The organism is Mesorhizobium sp. M7A.F.Ca.US.011.01.1.1 (genome assembly GCF_003998295.1).
Lineage (GTDB): Bacteria > Pseudomonadota > Alphaproteobacteria > Rhizobiales > Rhizobiaceae > Mesorhizobium.
In genome coordinates, this window is the sequence record NZ_RZRT01000007.1 from 1 (window position 1) to 25,797 (window position 25,797).

Consider the following 25,797-nt stretch of genomic DNA (forward strand, 5'->3'; position numbering starts at 1 on the left):
ACAGGTCTGGGTCAATGGTTTTGGGGACCAGGATGTCCAGGCGCTGGCGTTCACGGGCAGCTACACGCTGGCGATCGAGGGTTATGTATCCAACGCGAGCCCGGTGGACTTAAGCTTTGCGGTCCACAAGGTCGAGGACACAACAGCCGCGCTGACGGTCGGCGCGACGGTTGACGGAGCGATCGCGCATGCCGGCCAGCAAAACGGCTACACCTTCGATCTGGCGAACGCTGGGCGGCTCTATTTCGACAACCTGACCAATGATCCGCAGCAGAACCTGACTTGGAGCCTGATCGGACCGCGCGGCGAGGAGGTGAGCGCTCGATACTTCAACTATTCGGATGGGAGTTATTTCTCCAGCAATCCGGTGCTCGATCTGTCGGCGGGCAGTTATACCCTCGTTGTCGACGGCAATCTCGACACGACCGGCCCCTACAGCTTCCGGCTGCTTGATGTCGCGAGGGCTGTGCCGGTCGTCTCGGGCACGCCGGTGTCGGGCACGCTGCCGACCGGCACGGAGACGGCGCTCTACCACTTCGATGCACAGGCCGGCGAGAAGTTCTTCTTCGACCAACAGAACAACAGCGGTGGCACCGTCTATTGGCGCCTCATTGATCCGTTCGGCCGGCAGGTCTGGTTCAACGGTTTTGGCGACCAAGATGTCCAGGCGCTGGCGTTCACCGGGACTTACACGCTGGCGATCGAGGGCTACGTCTACGGTTCTGGGCCTGCGTCGTACACATTCAGCATCTTCCACGTGCCTGTCTCGGCACCCATCCCAATCCCAAATCAAGAGGCCGCTCTCGCCCCCGATCTCGAAGTCACCGACATTGTCGTAAGCCCCGCAACGGGCTGGCTGCCCGGCAGCAGCGTAGGTCTTACCTGGAACATACGGAACATTGGAAACCTCGCCGTATCGGGCTCCTGGACGGAACAGATTCGCGTTCGGAATCTGTCGACCGGACAGATCATTCGTCTGGATAGCATCGCCTTCGATACCGGTCTCGAAGGGCTTGCGCCTGGCGAGAGCCACTCTCGCGAGTACAGCTTTGTCTGGCCATCCGGCCTTGCGGGCTCCGGCGAGTTCATCTTTGAGATCGCAACCGACTCGGCAAATCAGGTGTCGGAAGGCAACGCGTTGGGCACAGCTGAATCGAACAATACTGCCCAAGTCGCCATTGCGTCCGCACCAGATCTGGAAATTCTCGATCTACACGTCACGAACGCGGAGGTTCAGGCGGGCGGCCCTCTCACGATCGAGTGGTCGGACGCCAATACCGGCGCCCTTCCTGTTGCGACCGGCTGGTTCACACAGATCGCGATCGTTAACACCGCAACGGGCGAAACTGTTCTAAACACCGCCGTCTTCTATGATCCAACTGCTCCAGGAAACGTACCGCTCGGAGCTGGCCAGACACGGCCGCGCAGTGTCACGCTGCAGTTACCGCACGGTTTGCGCGGTGCCGGTACGCTCGAAATCCATGTCACCGCCGACAGCAACCAGAACGGCATCGGCGCGATCATCGAAGCCGCCGAAGGGGTCGACGCTGAGGCAAACAACAGCGCAGTTCTCGAAGTCATTTCACAGCCGAGGCTCTATCCTGATCTGGAAGCCTCGAACGTATCGGCCCCAAGTTCCGGGCAGGGAGGCGGTGCGGTCACGATGGGCTGGACCGTCACCAACAACGGACCAGTCGATACCGGTGTCTCGAGTTGGAAGGACACGATCATCCTCAGCCGGGATTCCGTATGGGGAAACGAGGACGACGTAGAGGTCGCGAGCTTTACTCGGACGGGCGCGCTCGCTCCAGACGCCAGTTACACGCGTCAGGAGACGATCACGTTGCCGCAGCGCCTTGATGGAACCTTCTTGCTGACCATCCGCACCGATGCCACAGGCGCGGTTACCGAGCCGGACACCTTGAGTAACAATGTTGCGGTTCCCGTGACCATCGACCTGCAATCGCCAGCGGCGGATCTGGTCGTTGAGGCGGTCGTCGGACCGCTTACCGGCCGCAGCGGGGAACTGATCGACCTATCCTGGAGAGTCAGAAATCAGGGCGATGACACGACAGACGTCACCACTTGGACCGATCGGATCGTGCTTTCGACCGATGAAGTCGTCGACTCCTCGGATCGCATTCTCGCCAATGTCGTGCACACTGGCGCTCTGGCCAAGGACGGCACGTATGCCGGCCGCACGACCGTCCGTCTTCCCGATGGACTCCAAGGCACCTTCCACCTCCTTGTGATCACGGACGCGGAGGCCCGCGTCTACGAACGCGATGCCACCGCCAATAATGTTGGCCGTTCTCTCACGACGGTCGCGGTGTCCGTGGCGCCAGCAGCCGATCTGGTGGTAACCGGCGTTGTTGCGCCAGCGTCGGGAGTACCGGGTCAACACCTGACAGTCACCTGGACTGTTCGCAACGACGGGGAAGGTGGCGCCCGTGCGCCGTGGACCGATAGGATCTACCTGTCGAAAGACGGAACACTGGCCACGGCCATAGTGATCGGTGAGGTCCGTCGAGTATTTGATCTCGCAACTGGGGCTAGTTACGGCGGGACGGTCGACGTCACGCTCCCGGATGTTGTGGATGATGCCTACCGGATCCTGGTCATCACTGATGCCGACCAAGAAGTGTACGAGGTTGAACGCGAGACCAACAACGCGTTGGGCTCGTCACTCGCACTAAGTCATCCCGACCTCACCACTTCGAATGTCCAGGCTCCCGCCACAATCGTGTCGGGCAGTGTCATGCAGGTGCGCTGGAACGTCCGTAACAACGGCACCGGGGCCGCCCTGGGCAGTTGGACCGACGCGATCTACCTGTCGCGTGATGATGTCATAGATGCAGGGGACATAAAGCTTGCGGACGTGCCTCATGTGGGCGGGCTTGATATTGAGGGGGAGTATCTGGGCGAAGCGACAGTCTCGGTGCCACTGTCTGCGTCGGGCGACTACAAGCTGATTGTCGTTGCGGACCAGCCTGACGCCGTCCGCGAGCCCCAGGCAGAAGCTAACAACCAGGCCAGCAGTTTTCTGCATGTCACTTTGGCACCCTATGCCGATCTCTCGGTTGGTAGCGTCACCGCGCCAGCACTCACCGTGGGCGATCCAGCCCGCGTCACGATCGGATGGACTGTCACCAACCAAGGAACAGGCGTCGGCCAAACCCTGGCGTGGACCGATACGATCATTGGTTCGCGAGACGACATCCTCGGCAACAGTGACGACATGGTCCTGGCAGAATTCAGTCACGATGGCGCCGTGGTTGTTGGCGGCAGTTATGATCGTAGCGAGCAGATTATTCTGCCCGCCGCATTGTCCGAACGTTTCACGCTGTTTGTTCGTACCGACTCCGAGTCAGAAGTTTTCGAGAACGGATCGGAAGCAAACAACGTGGCAACGCCGGGACATCCCGTAGACGTGGTGCCGATACCCTACGCGGATCTGACGGTCACGGACTTGGTCGCGGACGCCTCGGCGACGAGCGGCGGTCGGCTCAATGTCAGCTGGACCGTAAAGAACCAGGGCATAGGAGTGACGGATCGTGACCAATGGACGGATACGATCACGCTCATCGACGCCTCCGGACAGGCTGTCGCGGATGCGCGGTTTGACCATCTGGGAATTCTTGCCAACGATGCGAGCTACACGCGGTCGGCACAGATCGTGCTGCCGAACGGTCTCTCGGGACCCTACAGGCTCGTCGCCACCACCGGTGGTGTTTACGAATTCGTCTTCACAGGCAACAATACGAGGACGTCCGATACTATCGAGGTCGCCCTGGCGCCGAGCCCGGATCTGACCGTTACCGACGTCAAGGTTCCCGCTTCCACTATCGAAGGAGATACGATCGACGTTTCCTGGACCGTCACCAATTCCGGTCAGGGCGTCGCCAAAGGGACGTGGAGCGACCGTGTCGTGCTTCGTCCTCAGGCGGGCACGAACTTACCCGACCTCCAAGTCGGAACTTTCACCTTTAGCGGAGAGCTCGCGCCAGGCAAATCGTACACGCGCACAGAACAATTCCGCCTGCCCGACAAGATCGAAGGCCTCTATCGCGCCTTCATCGTCACCAATGCGCTGTTGCCAACCACAGACGAGGCCGCCCTTCCGGAACCCAGCTACTTCCTCTACGAGCACGGCGCAGCAGCGACCAACAACAATACGGGCGATGACGGTACGCTTGCCGTCCAGTTAAAGCCGAGAGCTGATCTGCAGGTTGAGACAGCCATCGTGCCGGCTCGCGTGCCGGCTGGCGGAACTGCCTCGATCAAATTCACGATCATCAACCAGGGGACGGTGCCGACGACGTCGCGGTGGAAGGATTCGGTTTATCTCTCCCTCGACAACCAGATCGACGCGGGGGACATGCTGGTTGGCACGTACGACAACCTTCTCGCACTCGACCCCGGTGGGCGGTACACGAAAGAGACTGGACCGATTGAGATTCCGATACGTTTTCGCCGTGATGCCTATCTGATCGTGCGTACAGACTCGACCGATCAAGTCGAGGAGTATCCGAACGACGGCAACAACACGCGTGCGTTCGCCTTCTTCGTCGAGCCCGAACCCCTGTCGGACCTGGTCACCGGGAGTGTTGTAGCGCCCGTCCAGGCCGTGGCAGGCTCGCAGATTGAGGTCCGCTTCACCGTTACGAACAAGGGTTCCTCCACCACGGACAAGGATACGTGGTTCGACTCGGTCTGGTTGACGAAGGACCGTACGCGTCCGAGCCCGAGCAAGAACGGTGGCATCCTGCTCGGGAGCATCCAGCATAGCGGCGCGCTGCCGGTCGGACAAAGCTATGACCAGATCCTGAAGGTGACGCTGCCCGACGGTCTCGAGTCAGGCACCTACTTCATCACACCCTGGAGCGATGCCTACGACGTCGTCCTGGAAGACACGCTTGCTGTCAACGTCAACCCCGATGATCCGAACGAATTCGACAACAACAACTACAAGGCACGGCTGATTCAGATCCTCGGTCCGGAAACCATCACGAAGCGGCCGGACCTTAAGGTGCTGTCGGTCAGCGGACCGACGCCGGTCAATGCTGGGGGCCAGTATACAGTCAAGTGGACGGTAGGAAATGCCGGTCCAGGGGATACTGGCGATGTTGGCTGGGTTGAGAGGATATGGATATCCGACCGCCCGACTCTCGGTGAAGTCGGAGCGAAGGAGTGGCTCCTAGAGTCGTTTTATCGCACAGGAGGATTGGCCGTCGGCGAAACGGCTGCGAGCGAGCGAACCTATGATCTCTCACCTGCCATTCAGGGTCGTTATCTGATTGTCGACGTCGATTCGGGTTACCCGGACAGCACGGGCGCTGTTCCTGAAACGAACGAACTTAACAACAGCGCCGTAGGCGACTCAGAGGTCGTTCGGCATCCAGCTGACCTAAAAGTTACGCGCATCGAGGTTCCTGCCCAAAACTTCTCCGGCGAGAAGACGACGATCAACTGGACCGTGACGAATGAAGGCGCGGATGTCTGGCCGGGTACGGCCTATTGGATTGATTCCGTATTCTTCTCCCGAGACCCTGTCTGGAACCCGAATATTCAAAACTCATCCGGAGCCATTACTCCGCCGCGGACCCAGTTGCTTGCCACCTCCGTTCATAGCAACCAAGGCGGCTTGCGGGCGGGCGAAAGCTACAACGTCAGTGCTGAGGTCGTTCTCCCGCCCGGCATCGACGGCCCATTCTACATCTTCGTTCTGACGGACGTGGTACCAGCGGGTAGCGTTCCCAAGGAGGAGTTTGACGAGGCAAAGGGAGGTGACGCCAAAATACGCGAGCACTACCTGGAGTCAGTATTCGAGAGCGCAAACAATACAAACAATATTTCAAGACAAGATATCTCGGTCACATACCGCGAGCCGGACCTTCAGGTTAGTAACCTCACGGTTCCTGCTGCCGCGATCTCAGGGGACCGGGTCACCGTTTCGTGGCAGGTGCTCAATGCAGGTACCCGCGAAACGCGCCAGGATGCGTGGGTGGATCGTGTCTTTCTCTCGCGAGACGGCTCACTCGACACCGGCGACTATGAACTCGGAAGCGTCCAGCACAAGGGAAAGCTTGCCATTGGGGCGGCCTACACGGGTTTGCTGGACGTCGACCTTCCCGAGTTCATTGACGGCGATTTCTATCTTATCGTCGAAACCGATGCCCGATCCCAACGGGCGATGTCAACACAGGCCGCCAGCACGATTGCGGCGGATCTGCCGGGCCTTCAGACCGGAGGTGATATTGTCCCCGAGTTCCAGGGCGAGGGCAACAACGCGACTGGAAAACCTCTTCCCATTACGCTGCGTGTCCCGCCGGATCTCACGGTCTCATCGGTCACTGCTCCCCAACATGTGACAGCAGGTCAGCCGTTCGATTTCAGCTTCACTGTCCTCAACGCCGGGAGCGGCGATGTACGCGACTCGCAAGATCACTGGACAGATCTCGTCTATCTCTCGCGTGACCAGCATCTCGATCTCGAGAGTGACCGCTTCATCGGAGCATACGAGCATACGGGCGGGCTCGCCGCGGGCCAGAGCTACACAGTGGCGAAGTCGATCAGAGCGCCGGTGGGACTCGATGGACCTTATTACCTTTTCGTCGTCACCGATCCAGTCAGCGCAACTGGCCGCAGCTCGGTTTTCGAAGCGAACCTTGAGACGAACAACGCGAAATCAAGCGACCAGCCTCTCATCTTCGAATTGCCGCCGCCGTCCGACCTTGTCGTCGACAACAATGTCGCAACCCCATCTGTAGCGAAGGTTGGCGAAACGCTTCAGATCAGCTGGACAGTCAGGAACCAGGGCGTCAATCCGGCGGAGGGGACTTGGACTGACGGCGTCTATCTTTCCGATGATGCAATCTGGGACATCAACGACCGTATCCTCGGGCGCGTGTCTTTTACAGGCTCGCTCCTTACAGACGACACCTATACGTCGAACCTCACCGCGGCACTGCCGCCAGCCAAGGCCGGCCAGTACCGCCTTATAGTCCGCTCAGACATCTACAACGAGGTTTACGAAGGCCCGTTCAATGCTGAAAGCGAGAAGAATAATGCTGCTCCATCGGTCAATGCGCTGAGTGTCAGTGTTGACGAGATGCACATCGGCGTGCCGTTGCAGACTACCCTTAGCACGGGCCAGGTGCGCCTCTATCGGATAACTGTGCCGCAGGGAGAGACCCTAAAAGTTCGCTTGACGGGTTCGGGTTCGAACGCGTCCAACGAATTGTTCCTTCGCTACGGTGACGTGCCCACGGGTTTCCTGTTCGACGCGATTTACCAAGATCCACTGCAGGCAAATCAAACGGCGATAATTCCGGCGACAAAAGCAGGAGAATACTACGTTCTGATCCGCGGCCATCAGGAGCCGTCCGAAAACACAGCTGTGACCTTGCTGGCCGAGGTTGCACCCTTCGCAATCAGCCGAGTCGAAGTCGATCGAGGTGGAGACAGTCGCTGGGTGACGTTCGACGTCTTCGGCGCGAAGTTCGCTCCGAACGCCATCGTGAAGCTCGTGCGCCCCGGCATAGCGGAATACGAGCCGGTTCGTTACGAGGTGCTGGATTCCACGCACATCAAGGCGACCTTCGATTTCACCGACGCGCCCCACGGCCTTTATGACGTAAAAGTAATCAACCCCGATGGAACAACGGCCATCGAGCCGTACCGGTATCTGATCGAGCGGGCGCTGGAACCGGATGTGACCATCGGACTTGGCGGCCCGCGTGTTCTGCTGGCTGGAGATACCGGCACCTATGGAATCGCCTTCCAGTCGCTCACGAATGTCGACACACCGTATCTGCACTTCTCGTACGGCATCCCTGAGCTACAGACGAATTCGGTCATCTACAATCTTCCCTATGTGACATTCCAGACGAACCTGCGCGGCGGCTCCCAGCCGGAGACCGGTGAGGACGTGCCTTGGGCGAGCCTTGAATCGGAATTCAACACGAGTGGCACGATTCTCGCCCCCGGTTACCTCTACGATATGCCGGCCGGGGCCTTTACTGGACTGAGTTTCAACGTTTCGACCTATCCAGGCCTGCGCGAAATGCATGATCGCGCCTGGGACGAGTTCAAGCAGCGGGTATACGCGGAGATCCCAGCCCTGGCTGGCAAGCTGGACGCAGGTCCGACGGCGCTCGATGAGATCTATCCGGGCCTCTACGACCTCTACCTGCAACTCGGCGCAATTCCGGACGCGTGTCGCACGCTCTTTATCCCGTTCCGATTCAACGTCGTAGCCGCGGCTACGCCAATGACCCGCGACGAGTTCATCGCCGAGCAGAAGACCGAAGCGGCGAACCTCAGGACGAAAGTGCTGGCCGATCCAACCGCGAATGCGGCACTCATCAACCTCGCCGCGGACGCAAAGACCTGGGAAGCCAGCTACCTTGCGGCGCTGGAACTTGCGGGCATTTTGCGGCCCGTCGACGAAGCTCCGCCGATTAATCAGGATCCGGTTATCCAGAGCGTTTTGGCGGTGCTGACGACAGGGGTGCTGTTCGGCACGGCCGGCGAGGAGATCCGCAGCGATGGCAATCTCGTCTCGTTCTTCGAGCAGGTCCACAAATGGTACGGCGACCAACCGGGCACGCTGGCGCCGATCGACCATTGGGAGTTGCGCAAGAACGACTGCTATACCCTCGAAATCCCGGTACCAGCGCTCTCGAAATATTCGGACTTCGATCTGGGGCTTTCACAGAGGACATATTTCGAGAATTTCAACGTCTTCGTACCGTGGATCGGGTTCGACCAACGCGGGGCCGGCGGGAGCACGGTGGCGCTGCCAGAATTCGGCTCGGTGGCAGGTTCGAGCGAACTGTCGCCGCTTGATTTCTCGCGCTACTACCAACAGGCGGCGGCCGTCGGCGAGCTGGCATCCATCACCGGGCCGCAAGGCATTGGCACCGAGCAGTTCCTGCCGGCGGGAGCAGCTCTTCCGTATTCGATCCGTTTCGAGAATCCGCAAAACGCTTCGGCGCGTCCCGGCGAGATCCGCATCGTTACCAAGCTCGACGCGGACCTCGACCCTTATTCCTTCCGGCTAGGCGATCTGAAGATCGGGGACATCAACGTCCATATTCCGGAAGGCCGCTCCCTGTTCCAAGGTGACTTCGACTTCACGCGGTCCAAGGGTTTCATTCTGCGCGTCTCCGCCGGCATCGACATCAGCGCAGCAACGGCGACTTGGCTGCTGCAGGCCATTGATCCTGAGACGGGGGAAGTAATCCAGGATACCTCCCGGGGTCTGCTACCCGCAAACAATGCACAAGGGGCAGGGCTGGGCACGGTCAGCTATACAATCCGTCCGAAGGATGGCGCACTGACCGGCGCTGCCATCAGCGCCCAGGCGCGGGTGCTCTTCAATACGATGGCTCCCCAGGAGACGATCGAACTTACCCAGACTCTGGACGCCGCAGCCCCGACGTCGACTCTGACCGCGAAGCTCATACAAGGCGCCAATTACGAAGTGCGCTGGACAGCAACGGACGACGCCGGCGGATCAGGCGTCAAGCATGTCACCGTCTACGTCGCGGAGGACGGAGGCGACTTCCAAATCTGGCAGCGCCAGACAACGGAGACCTTCGGAATCTTCCAGGGAGAGAACGGTCACGGCTACGAGTTCCTTGCGCTCGCGACGGACAATGCGGGCAACACCGAGGAACCGCCTTTGGGCATTCTGGCACCTGACGACGGCTCTGGGCCGGACCTCGGCAACGTGCCGAACGTGGGAAGCACAAGCGAAGATCTCGGCGAGGCTCCGGCGCCATCGCCGACACCCTCCACCAATCCACTTTTCCTGCAGGCACAGCAGGCCATTCCAGCGCCGACGCCACTGGCTGACTTGTCGGAATTCGGCACGACGATCCGTCCCTTTGGCGCGCAGGTGTTCGCGTCGGCAATCCCGCAAAGCCATGCCGGGATAGGTGCCCTCGCCATCGTGGTGGCGGCGGACGGCAGCGTCTACGCAAGCGGTGGTGCAAACCGTGGCTCGCTTTACAAATTCGATCACAACGGTGGCGATGCCGGGCAGCCGCTGGCGACGCTGGACGAGCCAATATTCGACCTTGCCTTCGACGCTCAGGGGCAGCTGTGGGCCACCACTGGCGGCGGCGCACTCCTTCTCCTGGACGCAGCGACGGGTCAAATCCAGGCCCGCTTCGGCGACAGCATCACGCAGGCACTGGCAGTCGATCGGGCCACCGGGAAGATTTATGTGTCGTCGGGACGCGGCATCGAGATCTTCGACGCCGTGAAGCACACCTTCACGGCCTTTAGTTCCGTTCGCGTCGACGATCTCGCATTCGCACCGGACGGCAAGCTCTGGGGCACCACCTGGCCCGAAAGGGGCGATGTCGTGACCTTTGACCCCAAGGGGCGCGCCACACGAGTCCTGTCTTTTGACAGCGAGGTTGATTCCATTGCTTTCGGCAAGGCTGGCACGAAGCTCGAAGGTCTCCTTTTCATCTCGAACAATCTCGCCGACGGCCAATCCCGCGGCTCGCAGTTGATCGCGGTTGACCTCGCTACACTCCAACATGTTCCTATCGCCCTTAACGGGACGTGGGGCGAAACGCTTGCGACGACGGCGGATGGCCGCCTCCTGATCGCGCAGTCGCATCAGATCGATGTCGTCAGTCCGATCGTGGCGCCGAAGGTAGCATTCGTGAATCCGCCGGACGGATCCGCAGTGCCACTCCCCTTCGCGGGGATGACGGTAACCTTCGACCAGGACATGCTGGCGGGCGACGGCCTCGGTTCCGGTTCGGTTCTGAACCTCGCAAACTACACGCTCGTGAAAAGCACCGGCGAGCCTGTTGCGCTCAAGGGTGCGACCTATGACGTGGCAACCCGCACTGTTCGCCTCTCCTTCGATCCACTCGAATTCGGCGATTACACGCTCACCGTGGGCGAGCATCTGAAGAGCATTCAGGATGCCGAATTGGGATCCGCCTTCACAAGCGACTTCACCGCCATCACCGACCTTTCGGCGCTCGTCACCATCGAGTTTAGCGCTGTGCGCTCCAGCCGGGCCGACGGCACAGTTTCCTATGACGTGAAGGTCACCAACATCAGCGACGCCGACATTCTGGCGCCGCTCACACTGGTTCTTGACCCAGCGCAATATTTCCTGGGTCAGCCTGCCGGCGCGTCGTTCCAGGGTGGCGGACTCTGGTACATCAATCTGGGCGAGGCTCTCGCTGACGGCCGGCTTGCCCCCGGACAGTCCACGACCGTGCAGACTGTCACGATCGGAAACTCCGCCCTGCAGCATCTCTCCATCGGCCACGGTGTTTTCGCAGTTCCCGCCGCGAATCGAGCGCCCGTCATCGATTCCGCACCCGTCACCACAGCGACCGCAGGGCAAGCCTATTCCTATCAACTGGCTGGGCATGACTTGGACGGAAATCCGTTCACCTATCTCCTGCTTGACGGCCCCGAAGGGATGGGCCTGTCCAACACAGGCCTACTGACCTGGTCGCCGACGGTCGACAGCCCGGCTCAGGTCAGCGTCGTGCTGCGCGCCTACGACAACCGCGGCAGCTACGCGACACAGGCCTACGCCATCCAGGTTGATGGCGGGAACCAGGCGCCCGTCGTCCAGGAGCTGCCCGAAGAACTCAGGGTTCGCGAGGGAGAGAACTTTGCCGTTGGGTTGGCGGCCTTCGATCCCGACGGCGACTATCTCCAGTATTTCGCGGACCAGCTTCCGGCTGGCGTGTCGCTGAACGGCGAAACCGGACTGCTGCAGTGGACACCAGGCTGGGGCCAAGCCGGCACCTATGAAGGCGTGGTTTTTGGAGTGACCGACGGTGTAAACACCGTCTCGCGGACGTTCGCGTTGCTGGTGGAGCCTACCAACCAGGCGCCTAGCCTTGCGCCGGTTCAGGATCGCGTTGTTCGGGAAGGAGATCCAATCCGAATCCGGCTGCGCGCGAACGATGCGGAAGGCGATGCGCTCATCTTCTCCAGCGCACTGCTTCCGGGTGGCGCCTTCCTCGATCCGAACACAGGCGCCTTCGAATGGACGCCGTCCTTCACCCAGGCTGGCACCTATGTGATCCCGTTCCGTGTCAGTGATGGGATCAACACTACGGAGATCAGCACGACCTTCACGGTCGCGAATGCCAACGGCGCGCCGGTATTCGACGAACTCGGCCCGTTCCGATTGCTGGAGAACCAGCCGCTCTTCTTCCGCGCCTTCGCGTTCGATCCTGACAATCCTGGTTTCGTACCGCAAGATCGCAAGGCGGACGCCAGCCTGACGCCGCTTGATGGCACGGCACCCACCGTGTCCTATGGCGTCGAGAACCTGCCGCAAGGTGCAAGCTTCGATCCTGTCACCGGCATCTTCGGCTGGATACCGGGCTATACGCAGGCCGGACATTACACCGTTCGCTTCACGGCGAATGACACGGGAGATGGGCTCACACCGGCCGTGACGGTGCGCGATGTCGTCATCGATATCGTCAATGCCAACCGCGCCCCGTCGGTGCCGACACCAGTCAACCAAAGCGTTAACCGCGGCGAGATCCTCGAGATTCCGGTGGAGGTGTCCGATCCGGACGGTGACCCGCTGACATGGTCGGTCTACCTGAGCCGGCAGCCGACGGCTGGCGGACCGGCCGTCGACACTACGCCGATCGAGCTGACCGCCATAGGTGGCCTCGCGACCTTTGTGAAGACAGAAGCCAACAAGGGCATCATCCGCTTCGCGCCCGGCGACCACGACCGGGGCAACTATCTCATCACCGTCCGCGCCACCGACGACGGTGGTACTGAAGGCAAGGCCGATATTCGCACGACGGCGGTGAGCTTCATCACCACCGTGGTGGCGCCGAACGAGCGGCCGTTGTTCGATGTCATCGGTGACAAGGTTGCGGTCGCCGGACAGCCGCTGAGCTTCGTCCTGCGCGCTCGCGATCCGGACCAGGCCGGCTTGATCTTCTCCGGCCAGAACATGCCGGCCGGCATGACCATCACGCCGCTCGCGACCTACGGCACGGCCCGCGTCGACTGGACGCCCGCCGCGGCCGACATTGGTGAGCGGACGATCACGTTCCTCGTCACGGATGACGGAAACGCCGGCGCTTATGCGGCGCTGTCCGACAGCCAATTGATCCACCTCGTGGTGCGCGCCAGCAATGCCGCGCCTGTCCTCCTGCCCATCGGCGACCGCACCCTGAAGGAAGGTGAGGTTTTCGCCCTTTCGCTCCAGGCGATCGATCCTGACAACGACGCGATAACCTTCTCGGTCACCAATCTCCCGACAGGGGCTTCCTTCAACGCGAAAACCGGACTGCTGTCCTGGACGCCCAACTACTTCGCAGCCGGCGACTATGCCGGAATCACATTCACTGCTTCGGACGGCAACAAGGCGAGCTCCGAGACGATCACGCTCAGGGTGCAGAACTTGAACCGGGCACCCGAGCTCGTGGCGATGTTCCCGCAGGCGGGCCGGGAAGGCGCTGAGATGGCCTTCACGGTGCTCTCGGGAGACGTAGATCAGGATCCCACCGTCTATTCCGTGTTGTCGCCTCTGCCACAGGGTGCTCGCTTCGACCGCAAGACGGGCAAGTTTACCTGGACGCCAGGCTACAGCCAGGCGGGTGACTACACGATCCGTTTTGGCGCCACCGATCCGTCGGGCGCGCTCTCCACGCTCGATGTCCAGGTCGGCATTGCAGACACGAACCGAACGCCAGTCCTGAAGTCCTCCGACCATCAGGTAGTGCTCGGCACCGAGTTGGTCTTCCGGCTTGCAGGGACAGACCCGGATACGCAGAACACGTTGACCTATGACGCCACCGGCCTGCCCGAAGGCGCCACCCTCAACGAGACGACAGGCGAGATCCGCTGGACGCCGGGTCCTGGCCAGACCGGCGACTATCTTGTTCTCGCGACTGTGTCTGATGCGCAAGAGACCGTGCTCGAACCGGTCGTGCTCCGCGCCACCACCGCACCAGAACTCCCGCGCATCGTCATCGAGCAGACGCCGAGTTTCCCGGTGGTGCCCGGTCAGGAAATACTGGTCCACGTCATCGCGACGGGCTTCGCCGACATCACCAAGCTGGAGGTGCGTTACAACGGCGACCTGCTAGCGCTCGACGGCCAGGGGCGCGCCCGCATCACGGCCGGGCTGCCGGGCCTGAGCGAGATCGTGGCGACCGCCACCGACGCAGACGGACTTGTCGGCACGCGCTCAGCGATCCTCAAAGTGCGTGACCCGGCCGACATACTGGCCCCGCAGGTTTCCCTCGCGGCTGGCCTCTTGGGTCGGCGCTTTGACGCGAAGGCGGATGTGGTCGGGTCCGTGATCGACACCAATCTGGATCGCTGGCAACTCGAGATCGCGCATTTTGGATCGGGCGAGTGGATGACCCTGGCTACCGGGGCTGGCGCGATCACGAATGGCGGGCTCGCACAACTCGACCCTGCTCTGTATGCGAACGGCGTCTACAGTCTGCGTCTCACGGCGGCCGACGTGGCCGGCCGCTCCGCGCGCGCCGAGGCACAGATCGAGATCGACAGTGTCAAAGCGCTGCCGCGTGCCGAGACTGACCTCACCATCTCGCTCGCCGGACACGAGATTGCTCTGGTCCGGCACTACGATCCCCTTGCTCGCGCACAGGCGGGCAGCTTCGGCCATGGCTGGCAACTTGCTCTGAAGGATGTAACGGTCGAAACAGATGTTGCGCCGACCGGGCGCGAGGCCTTTGGTTCGTATGGCGCCTTCAGGAACGGCACGCGTGTCTACATGACGCTGCCGACCGGAGAGCGGGTCGGCTTCACATTCGAAGCTCAGGAGCACCGCATTCCGGGGCTCGTCTACTACACGCCTTCCTTCCGCGCTGACGCGGGCGTGACGTGGACCTTGCAGGCGACCGCGACGCAACTCTCGCGCGTCGGTGACCGGTTCTACGATCTAGCGACCGGCAGGCCCTACAACCCGGCCGGACTCGACAGCCGTGGCGAATACGAGCTCGTTGGGCCGGATGGGACCGCCTATGCCGTCGACTCCCAGGCCGGCGTGACCTCGATCCACTTCACTGACGGCGCGACGTTGTCCGTTGCCGACAGCGGCATCTTTGCCGCGAACGGCGATGGAATTTCGTTCATCGGCGGGGAGCATGGCATCACACGAGCCATCACGACCGACGGCCGCTCGTTCGCGTATCTCTATGATGCGCAAGGCAATCTCACGCTGGTGCGCGATTTGATCACCGCGACGTCGAGGCGATACGGTTACGACGCAGATCACCGGCTCACACTGGTGAGCGGCGACGCCGGGCAGCCGGGCGTGGCAATCGATGCGGCGGGAGCGGAGCTTCCGGTCACCGCTGATCTCGGTGTCGCAACCGGCTATCTCGCAGACGCCGCCCATGAAACCTTGGCACAAGGCGGCACGAACAGGCTGACCTTTACGATCCGGCCGTCCGAGCTCGCGTCCACCGATGGCGGCTCCCTCTACCTCGGCGTGATCCTTAAGCCCACTTCTGGCGGTGCAACGTTTGCTGTTCCGGAGCTTGAGGGGGCAACTCTTGTCGCCAGCCGGGCGGATGCAAATGGCGCCTTCGCGCTGTACAAGATCGACCAGGCCGGGCTGAAGCTGCTGACCGTCCGCGGCGCTGATGCCCAGAGCGCCGGCGCCTACAGTCTCGAGCTTTTCGTTGCTGGCGATGCCAACCGGGATGGCAAGGTGGATGGAACCGATGCCGCCCTGACCTTTGCCGCCAAGGGCACGAGCGCCGGCCAGTCAGGCTACACGCCCGCCGCAGATGCAAACCAGGACGGTAGGGTCGACAGTACCGACGCGCAACTGCTGTTCCAGAACCTGGGCTACCAACCGAACCGCGGACCGGTTGCAGCGACAGGCACCTTCAATACGCATCAGGATCTCACGCTGACGGCGGATGTTGGCGCTGTCGCCGCCGACCCGGAGGGCGACCAAACCTTCTATCGAGTGGTCGGCGCAGCGCACGGCACCGCCAGGATCCTGAGCGACGGCCTCTCGGTCCTGTTCACGCCCGAGGCCGGCTACACGGGCGCAGCGAGCTTCCAGATCGTTGCAGACGACGGATACAACATGTCCGGCGTCGCGACGATCACGGTGAACATTTCGGATGCCAAACTTCTTCGCATCAATCTGCCTTCGATCGAGCTCTTGCCCGGCCTCAGGCAGAAGCTGCAGATCACCGGCGACTTTGCCGACGAGACCAATGTGAGGCTTGATTCATCGTACCTCAGCTTCACATCGCTCGATCCTTCCATCGCTTCCGTCGACGTCGCCGGAAACGTGGTCGGCGTCTCCGCCGGTTGGACGGTAATAGCAGCGGCGAGCCATGGCATCTCGGCCGTTCGGGCGGCAAATATTTTCGACCCGACGCTGGGTGAGGACGAGGGTCAGGCGGTTCCGTCGATCCTTACCTACCCCGGTTCGCTTGCCTTCATGCCAGGCACCGGGGTGCGGCAATTGCTGGTCTGGGATGGTGACGGCCTTGAGATCACGCGATCAGAGGACGGAACCCTGTACTTCACGAGCAATACCTCGGTCGTTCAGGTCGACGCGAACGGGCTTGTGCACAGTCAACTCGAGGGTGTTGCGACGGTCAGCATCATCAATGCCGGCGGGCAAACGGACATCCCGGTGCTCGTCCAGCAGCCCAGCAGCGGGCCGACCGCACTTGGTCCTGAAGGCGGTGTCGTTGCGGGATCAGGTGGAAGTTTCGTCACCATCGGTCCCGGTGTACTGTCCGAAGCAGAAACCGTCGCGATCAATGCGGTTGCCGAGGCCGATCTTCCACTGCCGGTGCCACCGGCATTCGACCTTCTCGCAAGCTTCAATCTCGATCTCGGCGGTGCGACCCTTGACGAGCCGGCCCAGATCGCCGTGCAGGCGCCGGCCGGCGCCCAGGCGGGCGAGATCGTCTATTTCTTCCGCAAGGCAGAGCTGCCGCTTCCGGACGGGAGCACGAGGACGCTGTGGCTGCTCGCCGAGTTCGGTACCGTCGGCGATGACGGGTTCATCCGCACGAATTCTCCACCTTATCCCGGGTTGGTGCTTGGCGGCACGTATATTGTCGTTGCCGGATCGCAGAACACCTATGTCTCTCTGACATCGACGTCCGATGCGGCCTCCTTTGGGATCATAAACGACGGTGGCGTCTCCTACGGAATGAGGCTGCTGGGAGATGTTCCCCTCACCATGCCCGTCGATCCCGGCGCGGCTATTCCGGTGGATATCCTGACCTATTCGGACGGCGCGATCAGCACCGGCACCGCAGAGTTCGTCGCGGTTGCGGGGGGCAACACCGCCACGCTTACGGTGACGCCGCCGGCTCCTCTCGGCGATGCGCAAACACCTGTCATGGGATTGGCGCCAGTGATGTTTGCCGATGACAAGGTCATCGTGACGGCAACCAATCTCGATGGGCCGGGCCAACTCTATGTCCGGTATGTGATGGGTGACGCGGCCCCAGTCGACGTGCTGGCAACGATTTCGGGTGGAACAGCTATGGCCGACGTGCCGGCAGGCATCATCCTCGGCCTTGCCGACATCTCGCTCGTCCGCAAGGTACCGGGCTATGAGTTCGATGCCGCAGGCGTCGACCGGTCGACGCCGATCGAACTGGAGAGCGGCTCAAGTTTTGCGGAGACCGCACAGAACAGGGTCTATTCGATTGATCCCAACGACGGAAACGCCCAGTTCGTTGTCTATGACACCCAAAAACAAGAGATCGTAAAACGCATCGACTTGCCGGGCGCTCTGACGACCGCCGCGCCGAACCCGGTCGCACTGACCGAGGACGGAACCCGAGCGTATGTGGCGCTTTGGAGCGGAGGCGTTGCCGTGATCGATACGGTAGGTCTCCACGAAGTTGATTTGGATCCGACTACATCCAAGATCGACGGCCTGACTCGCATCATATCGTTTGATGCCGACGGAAAGCCCGTCGATCACGGAGCCCTGCCGATCGTTACCTCGATCGCCGTCAACGGCTTCTACCTGTACGCCGGAGGCGTATCGAACAAGCTCTATGTCATCGACGTCAACCCGACCTCGAAGACCTTCGACAAGGTTGTGTCGACGATAGACTTGCCCAAGGCGACCAGGGGCGTGCTGGGCATGGCCGTCAACTCGGACGGGACGCGCCTCTATGTCGCGGAGCCGCAGACAACGACCTACGGCGGGTATTTCACCGGCGAGCGCACGCCAGGTCACATAGCAGTCATCAACGTCGATCCGTTCGATGAGCCTTTCGGTTCGGGCGCCGCGAACCCACGCAGGTGGAATCAGGTCATCGGCGAACTCGACGCCGGTACCCAGCCAAACACCATCGTGGCGGCCGGTGATCCAAACCGTATGGCCTTCACGAATTTCCTAGACATCAATCGCGGCTTCGGCACGATCTACGTCACGAACGACGATCCCCTCAACTTCAAGGCGACGATCAATAACTCAGTGGTCAGCCTGAAGCTCGGCACGACCACGCAGCATTGGGATTTGATGATCCGCAATGCGCGCGGGATTGCGATCACCAACGACGGCGCCTACGCTTTTGTCAGCGACTGGCATTTGCCCATCCAGGCGCTCGACCAGAGCACGAGCACGTCTGGAACAATTGACCCGGGCACAGACGCGAACCTCGATCCGTTCGGTGGTCTGTCGCCCGGATCGGGAGCGTTCTACGTGCCAGGCACGCAGAGCACCCGCATAGCAGGATCCAAGATTGGGTTGATCAAGGATCCATTCGGGCCGAATCCAGTCTACCTCGGCGCCACCGAGGCGATCGAGGACGGCTTCGCTAACACGCTGGCGCTTTCAGCGGATGGGAAGACGCTGTTCGTGGAACTACGAGGGATCGGACAAACCTATGAGTACGACGTCGAAAGGCTGATTTCTGCTGCCGAAGGGGGAACCGAAGGAGAACGCGCGTTCACTCCGCTAGACGTGCTGGCGGGACAGAATAGCCCGTTGCAACCTCTCCAGGCTGAACAACCGCATTTGGCACAGACTGTGAACGCCCTAGGTCTAGGGCCGGTGGTCAGAGCGGGTTCGCTCGTAGGAATGGCGGTTGGAGCGAAGGGGCAGAAAGAAATAGTTTTAGATGGCCCAGTACTTCTAGGCGATATTACCGAGCTAGATCTCCGTACGATTATTTCGTCTCATGCAACTAAGCAGATAGCGAGCTTTGAGTTCTCATCAGACGATTCCAACGTAGCCGCCATTCGACAAGATACCTTCGGATCCATGAGGGTTAATCCACTTTCGGCGCTCACTTTGATCAACGACGAATTGACAAGGCAAGAGTGGCAAAGTCAATTCGTCGACTCCGGTGGAAAATTTTCCAAGACGGGGATCATCTACTACCGTCCAACAATTACTGATCATCAGCTTGCCATGATCCGAAGCGGAAAATGGGACCGCATCGCAGATGTTTCGGATCGCATATTTGTAAAGGTGTTCTTCACCGGGAGCCAGACCCCTGAGACCTACGAGATTGCGATCAAAGTTCAGACCGGAATGTCGCGGTTTGGAATTGCTGGCTCCGTGGGCGATGTCCAAACCGCTGACAACAATCCGTTGGACGTGATTCGAGTATCGCAGCGCCTAAAATTTCTTGGCTTCCCAGGGTGGGGCGGCGATTCCTACACACTGGAGGGTAACAAGGTACGATTTAAGGATACCTTCACCGATCTCGAGGTGGACGGAGTAATTTCAGACAACGGAGTGGAAGTTAAGCCGATTGGCTTCCTTGCGGATGCTCTAGAGGTAGAGGCAATTCGTCTGTTCCAAGCCTCTCTTCAGACTCCGACGATTTCTCAACCTAGCGTCGTGACGACTCCGTTCGGTCAGATAGAGAAGGTTACCGTTTCTGAAAGGACGATGTCGCCGTTCCTTAACTACAATTCGCTTGCATTGTCTGGTCAATATTCCACGGAGAAGTCGAATGTCGACGGTATCATTAGCAGGGCGGTGGAAGGAAAAGTCAGAGCGATAGATTGGCTAAACGCGCAGAATGCACCTAGATGGGTCGATTTGTACGAATATTCCGTACAAAATGGATCAGCGTTCAAGGTTTACAGAGTAAATGATGGCAACAACGTGACGTTTACAAATCCGCTCAATCAGCCAGAACGGTTTGCGACGAGTTGGGTTGCGGCTATTTTGCACTCTGCTGTCGGTATTTCGCCGATAGTTATGACAGGTGCGAGTAACGCCTACTCCGACACGTTCGCGTCAAGCAACGATGAGGTTCACGCGACTCACAAGGCGGGCCTGGCTGCGGACGTTCGCATTCCCTATACGGGTTCGGGCAAACTCAATAATCAGTCGACGGTGCTGCCAGAAAAAATCAACACCAGACGATATCAGTTTTCTGACGCGGAACTCAGCAATAAGGGCAATGACCCGAACCTTTTTGCTAACGTATTATCGTTTTATTTGGGGATTAGTTCACCGTTAAATGGTTCAGAAAAGGATGTTATAAGTAAAATCGCTGCAATATACGGTACTACTGGAAAGTTTACTGAATTAGGAGCGTCTTCAGCCCTATATAAAGATACCTTTCTTCGTGTCTTGATAGGTGATGATGGGAAAACATATTATCCGTGGATAGATCAGGTTTTGGATGATCTTGGGATTGCACATAGTCATGCTAAAGGGCATGCAAGTCATTTCCATATAGTGTTTCGAGGGCCACAGAAACTGGACCCTCTGCCACCCCTGGGGGCTACGGTATCGCTGTCCACCGAACCGCAGGCATCGCAATCGTACGCCAATGATGGTGGGCAGCAGTCGTTCAACCGGTTTAGCTCCGAAATCAGCGTGCTTGTAGGCGCCGGGTGGGGCGAGTACGCGCGCGACGTTCCAAACATAGATCAGTGGTCCATTTCTAACCTACTGCCCGGCCGGCTTGCCCAAACTGAAGGCTCCTCTGTTACTTTTGACGATGACGCGGCGGGGCTCGGCTGGTTTGTCGATGGGACGCAATCTGACAACAGCGAGTTTGTGCCTACAGCCAATCCCTATGTTTTCTTGGCTAAACCTGACTCGGATGCTGCCAGCCACATCGACCTGCTGACCGTCGCCCTGCACGAAATCGGCCATGTCCTAGGACTCTCCCATTCCTCTGATCCAAACGATCTGATGGCCGCCACGCTCCCCGTCGGCGTGCGGCGCCTACCTTCGGCCGCCGACATCGAGGCCCTGAAAGCCGCGCTCGCGGCAGCGCCAGAAAATATCACGAACGCGATCGAGGCCGAGTATCACCTGAGCGCGCTTTTCGCTGATCTGGCCGGTCCGGCAGGCACGCCGCAGGCCGGCATCATCAACGGGTCGTTTGGCGTTTCTGACCCGGACACTTCGGGTGCCGGCTGGATTGTTACGGGAGGTGCCGGGATCGGATCCGGTGTCCTCACCTTGAACGAGGCCGACAGGGTCGGTGCACGGGCCACCCAGGAGTTCAGTATTCCGCAAAACGCGCTGGCGCTGCGCTTCAAACTAAAGGGCGCCCACTTCGGTGACAACTCGCGGAGCCCCGGCGATGCTTTTGAGTTCGCGCTTATCGGGTCGGACGGAAAACCGATCGCAGCAGACGGGCTCTCCAAGACCGACGCGGCGCTCAATATCCAGTCCGACGGCACCGTCTTCGCCTCTTCGCGGATCAGACTCACCGGCCTCGACCAGAATGGAAAGCTGCCCCCTGACGCTCCGGTCACGGTGGAATTCGACCTCACCGGAATTGCGGCCGATACGCCGCTGAAGCTCTATTTCGACCTGCTCGGCTTTGGTGCGCTCGGCAGCCAGGTCATCATCGACGACGTCGAGTTCGTCACCGAAGGTCAGCCGGGGAACCATGCACCGATCGCGTCCGACGATGAAGCGACGGTCGCCGAAGACGGCAGCGTTGTGATTGCCGTTCTCGCCAACGATACCGACGAAGACGGCGATACCCTGACGCCATCGGTCGTGACGGAACCGGCAAACGGCACCGTGACCCTGAACCCCGGCGGCAGCTTCACCTACGCTCCGAAGCTGAATTTCTTCGGTGCCGACAGCTTCACCTACCGGGTCAGCGATGGCTTCGCACAAAGCAACGTCGCGACAGTCACGCTGACAGTGACGCCGGTAAACGATGCACCTGGCGCCGCTGATGACATCGCAAGCGTTGCCGAGGATGGGACGATTGTCGTGCCAGTGCTTGGCAACGACAGCGATGTCGACGGTGACGGCCTGACCCCGGTCCTGGTCACTGGACCAGCCAACGGCACGCTGACGCTCAATCCAGACGGCAGCTTCACTTATGCACCGAACGCCAATTTCTTCGGCATCGACAGCTTCACCTACAAGGCGTCCGACGGCACTGCCGAGAGCAATATCGCGACCGTCACGCTGACAGTCACGCCGGTGAACGATGCACCTATGGCCGCCGATGACATCGCATACGTTGCCGAGGACGGCAGCCTGGTAGTGTTGGTCCTTGCTAACGACACCGATGTCGACGGCGATAGCCTGACGCCGGTTCTCGTCGCCGGCCCGACCAACGGCACGCTGACGCTCAATCCGGACGGCAGCTTCACCTATGCACCGAAAGCCAATTTCATCGGCGCCGACAGCTTCACTTACCAGGCAAGCGACGGAGTTCTTACCAGCAACATCGCGACCGTCCGCATCGAAGTGGTGCCCGACAACAACGCGCCGGTACTGGCAGCGGAAATCGCGGACCAGGCCTCGCCTGAGGATGCACCGTGGACCTTCACGCTTCCTGCGCTCGTCTTCGAGGATCCGGACGGCGATGCTCTTACCCTTTCAGCGACGCTCGCCACCGGTGAGCCGCTGCCAGGCTGGCTCTCCTTCGATGCCTCGACGCTGACCTTCTCGGGCACGCCGCCGCTGAACTTCAACGGGGTCCTTGGCCTCAAGGTTACAGCGAGCGACGGCGAACTGTCGGCCTCCGACACCTTCAACCTGGCAGTCACGCCGGTGAACGATGCGCCGGTGGCGCAGGATGTAGCCGGCGATGCCATGGAGGACGGCCCGGCAGTGCTGCTGGCGCCGCTCTTCTCGGATGTCGACCAGGGCGACACCCACAGCATCAGCCTCGACACCACCGGGACCGTCGGCAGCGTCGTCCCCAATGCCGACGGAACATTCACGTACGACCCGAACGGCGCCTTCGATCATCTCGCCGTGGGCGCAAAGGCCCAGGACGTCTTCACCTATACGGTGCGCGATACTGCAGGCGTAACCTCGACCGCAACCGTGACCGTGGCGATCACCGGACAGAACGACGCGCCAAAGGCGCTCGACGACGCAGCGGCGACTGACCAGAACACTGCACTGGGTATCTTGGCAGCAGAGGGCATTCTCGCCAACGATACCGATCCGGACAGTGGCGACACGTTCACTATCGTCGCGGTGAACGGGTCCGAGCAGGCGATCGGACAGACGATCGTTCTGATTTCGGGGGCCCGTCTGACCGTAAGGGCCGACGGCAGCTACGACTACGATCCGAGCGGCGGGTTTGCGGCGCTTGCGGCGGGCGAAACGGCCAGCGACAGCTTCACTTACACGGTAAAGGATGGCTCTGGCGCGCTGTCCACGGCTCGCGTGACCATCGCGATAGCAGGTCTCAATGACGGGCCGACGCTCGCCGCGTTGCCTGACCTCTCGCCGAAAGAGGGAGAGACGGTCGCCTTCGTGCCAGTCGCGCGTGATCCGGACAGAGGCGACAAGCTCGTCTTCTCGCTTGTCACTGCCCCGGCCGGCGCGACAATCGACCCAGACACCGGTGCGTTCAGGTGGACGGCGCTCGACGGTGATGCCACGAACAATGTGACCCTGCGCGTCACGGATGCGCAGGGCGCAACTAGTGAGCAGGGCTTTGCGATCCACGTTGCTGATGTTGCGCCGACAATCACGGTCATCGGTCCAGCACATGCTATCGTGGGTGACCCCTACGTTATCACGCTTGGGGCGACTGATCCTGGTGATGACACAATCACCCTCTGGAGGGTCGACTGGGGCGATGGGGTGATCGATTCCCTAGCCGGAAGCGCCACGACCGCAACGCATGTCTATGACGCGCGCGGCGACTTCACCATCCTCGCCAGCGCCACGAACGAGGACGGCACGTTCAGCGCTTCCTCCGGCACCACTGTTGTGGTCGACACTGACTGGTTGGTGGTGCAAAGCTTCACGCCGACGGCGACAGGCTTCCGGGTACGCTTCAATCACGCCTTCGACCCGTCGACGTTCAATATCTATCCAGGCGAGGGAAACGCACGCGGTCCCACCGACGTCATGCTGATCGGGCAGGGGGTCGGTCGCATCGACGGCTCGATCGTCATCGACAATGACCTCGCTGGCTTCACCTTCCTGCGGACGGGGGCAATCCGGCAATATGGTAGCCAGAACGCCAGCCCAGAATCGATGTTAAAGCACAGCCAGGAGCCCACGGCTAAGGATCCGGTTACAGCACAGCTACCCGATCTCAATGTCGGTGGCATCCTTCCGTTCGACCACTATCGAGTCATGCTGCGAAGCAGTGAGAACGCCCTGCATGACAGCCGCGACGATCTGGATGGTAATCGCGATGGAACGCCTGGCGACGATTTCATCGCTACGTTCGACGTCAAGAGCGTAGGAAACGGCGTTATCAGCCTGTTCGACTTCATGCGCGGTCCGGGCCAGAAAGTGGATGTTCCCGCCCGCGCGAAGGGACTGCCTGTGAGTTTCAGCAGCCTCGGTGGCGTCAAGTCGCTGGTGTTCACTGTGGACTATGATCCGACCATGCTCACCATAACTGGAGCAACGGCCGGAGCCGACCTTCCCAAAGGCACGAAACTCACATTTGGCAGCACCCTGAAGCCTGATGGGACGAAGCAGGCCACCGTGACCGTTTCCAGCAGTAGCGCGCTGCGAAGCGGCACCCTGAACATCGTCTCCCTCATTGCGTCGGTGCCCAGCACAGCGATCTATGGAGATACCCAGGTCCTGCATGTTGCGGTTGCAAGCGTAAACGGCAAGGCGACAACAACGACCAGCGACGATGCCCTACAGGTTGTGGGCTATATCGGCGACGCAAACAGAGATGCGGCATACACCAAGGCCGATGTGAAGCTGATCTCCGGCGCGGCCGCAAATCCTGGGCAGGGCTTCTCGGCCTGGTCCTTGATCGATCCGGTCTCGATTGCGGATTTCGACCTCAGCGGGGCGGTGACCAACCAGGACGCCAACATTCTGCAGTCGGAGATAGCGGGTCGCGACCAAGCGGAGATCCCATCGATTCCCGCTGGCATCCAGGTTCAGTTCCATAGCACTGGGTCCGGGCTGCAGAGCGAGTTCTCAGCACTAGGCGCTTTGCCTCTTAGCCCGACCCCGACTTCAGCCAACACGACGACATCTCAGGCGCAGGTGACGCTCGGAGAGGCAGTAGAACCCACGCTTGCGATCAACAAAAACTCGGCCCCTCTTGCCCGCGCTCCGGAGGAGAGAACTGAGGCTTCACAGTCGGAAGTTCCGGACTGGCAATTTGCCGGCGCTGTGAGACGAGCCTCGCCGGGCGATCGCGATTTCGCTCTCGATCTGACGATGCCGATAACGGCATTCGCAAACGACAAGTGGTCGCTGTCGACGGATCAGGTGGCATGGAAGTTCCCATTCGTCGCGCAGGCACTTGCGGCTCAGAACCCGAACGCCGGCATCCGGGTTTCGGCATCCACAGGGCCGGGCAAAAGAAATTAGCCGAGCGTGGCGAGCCAGCATTGGGACTG

1 protein-coding gene is annotated in these 25,797 nt (G+C 60.6%); it reads left to right on the top strand.

Annotated features, from left to right (window positions below):
- The first annotated feature begins 103 nt into the window (after nt 1-103).
- The gene (locus EOA13_RS11000; protein WP_206535271.1) at nt 104-25,768 is read left to right on the top strand and encodes an Ig-like domain-containing protein; all 25,665 of its coding nucleotides are present in this window, start codon (nt 104-106) and stop codon (nt 25,766-25,768) included.
- Nucleotides 25,769-25,797: the final 29 nt, after the last annotated feature.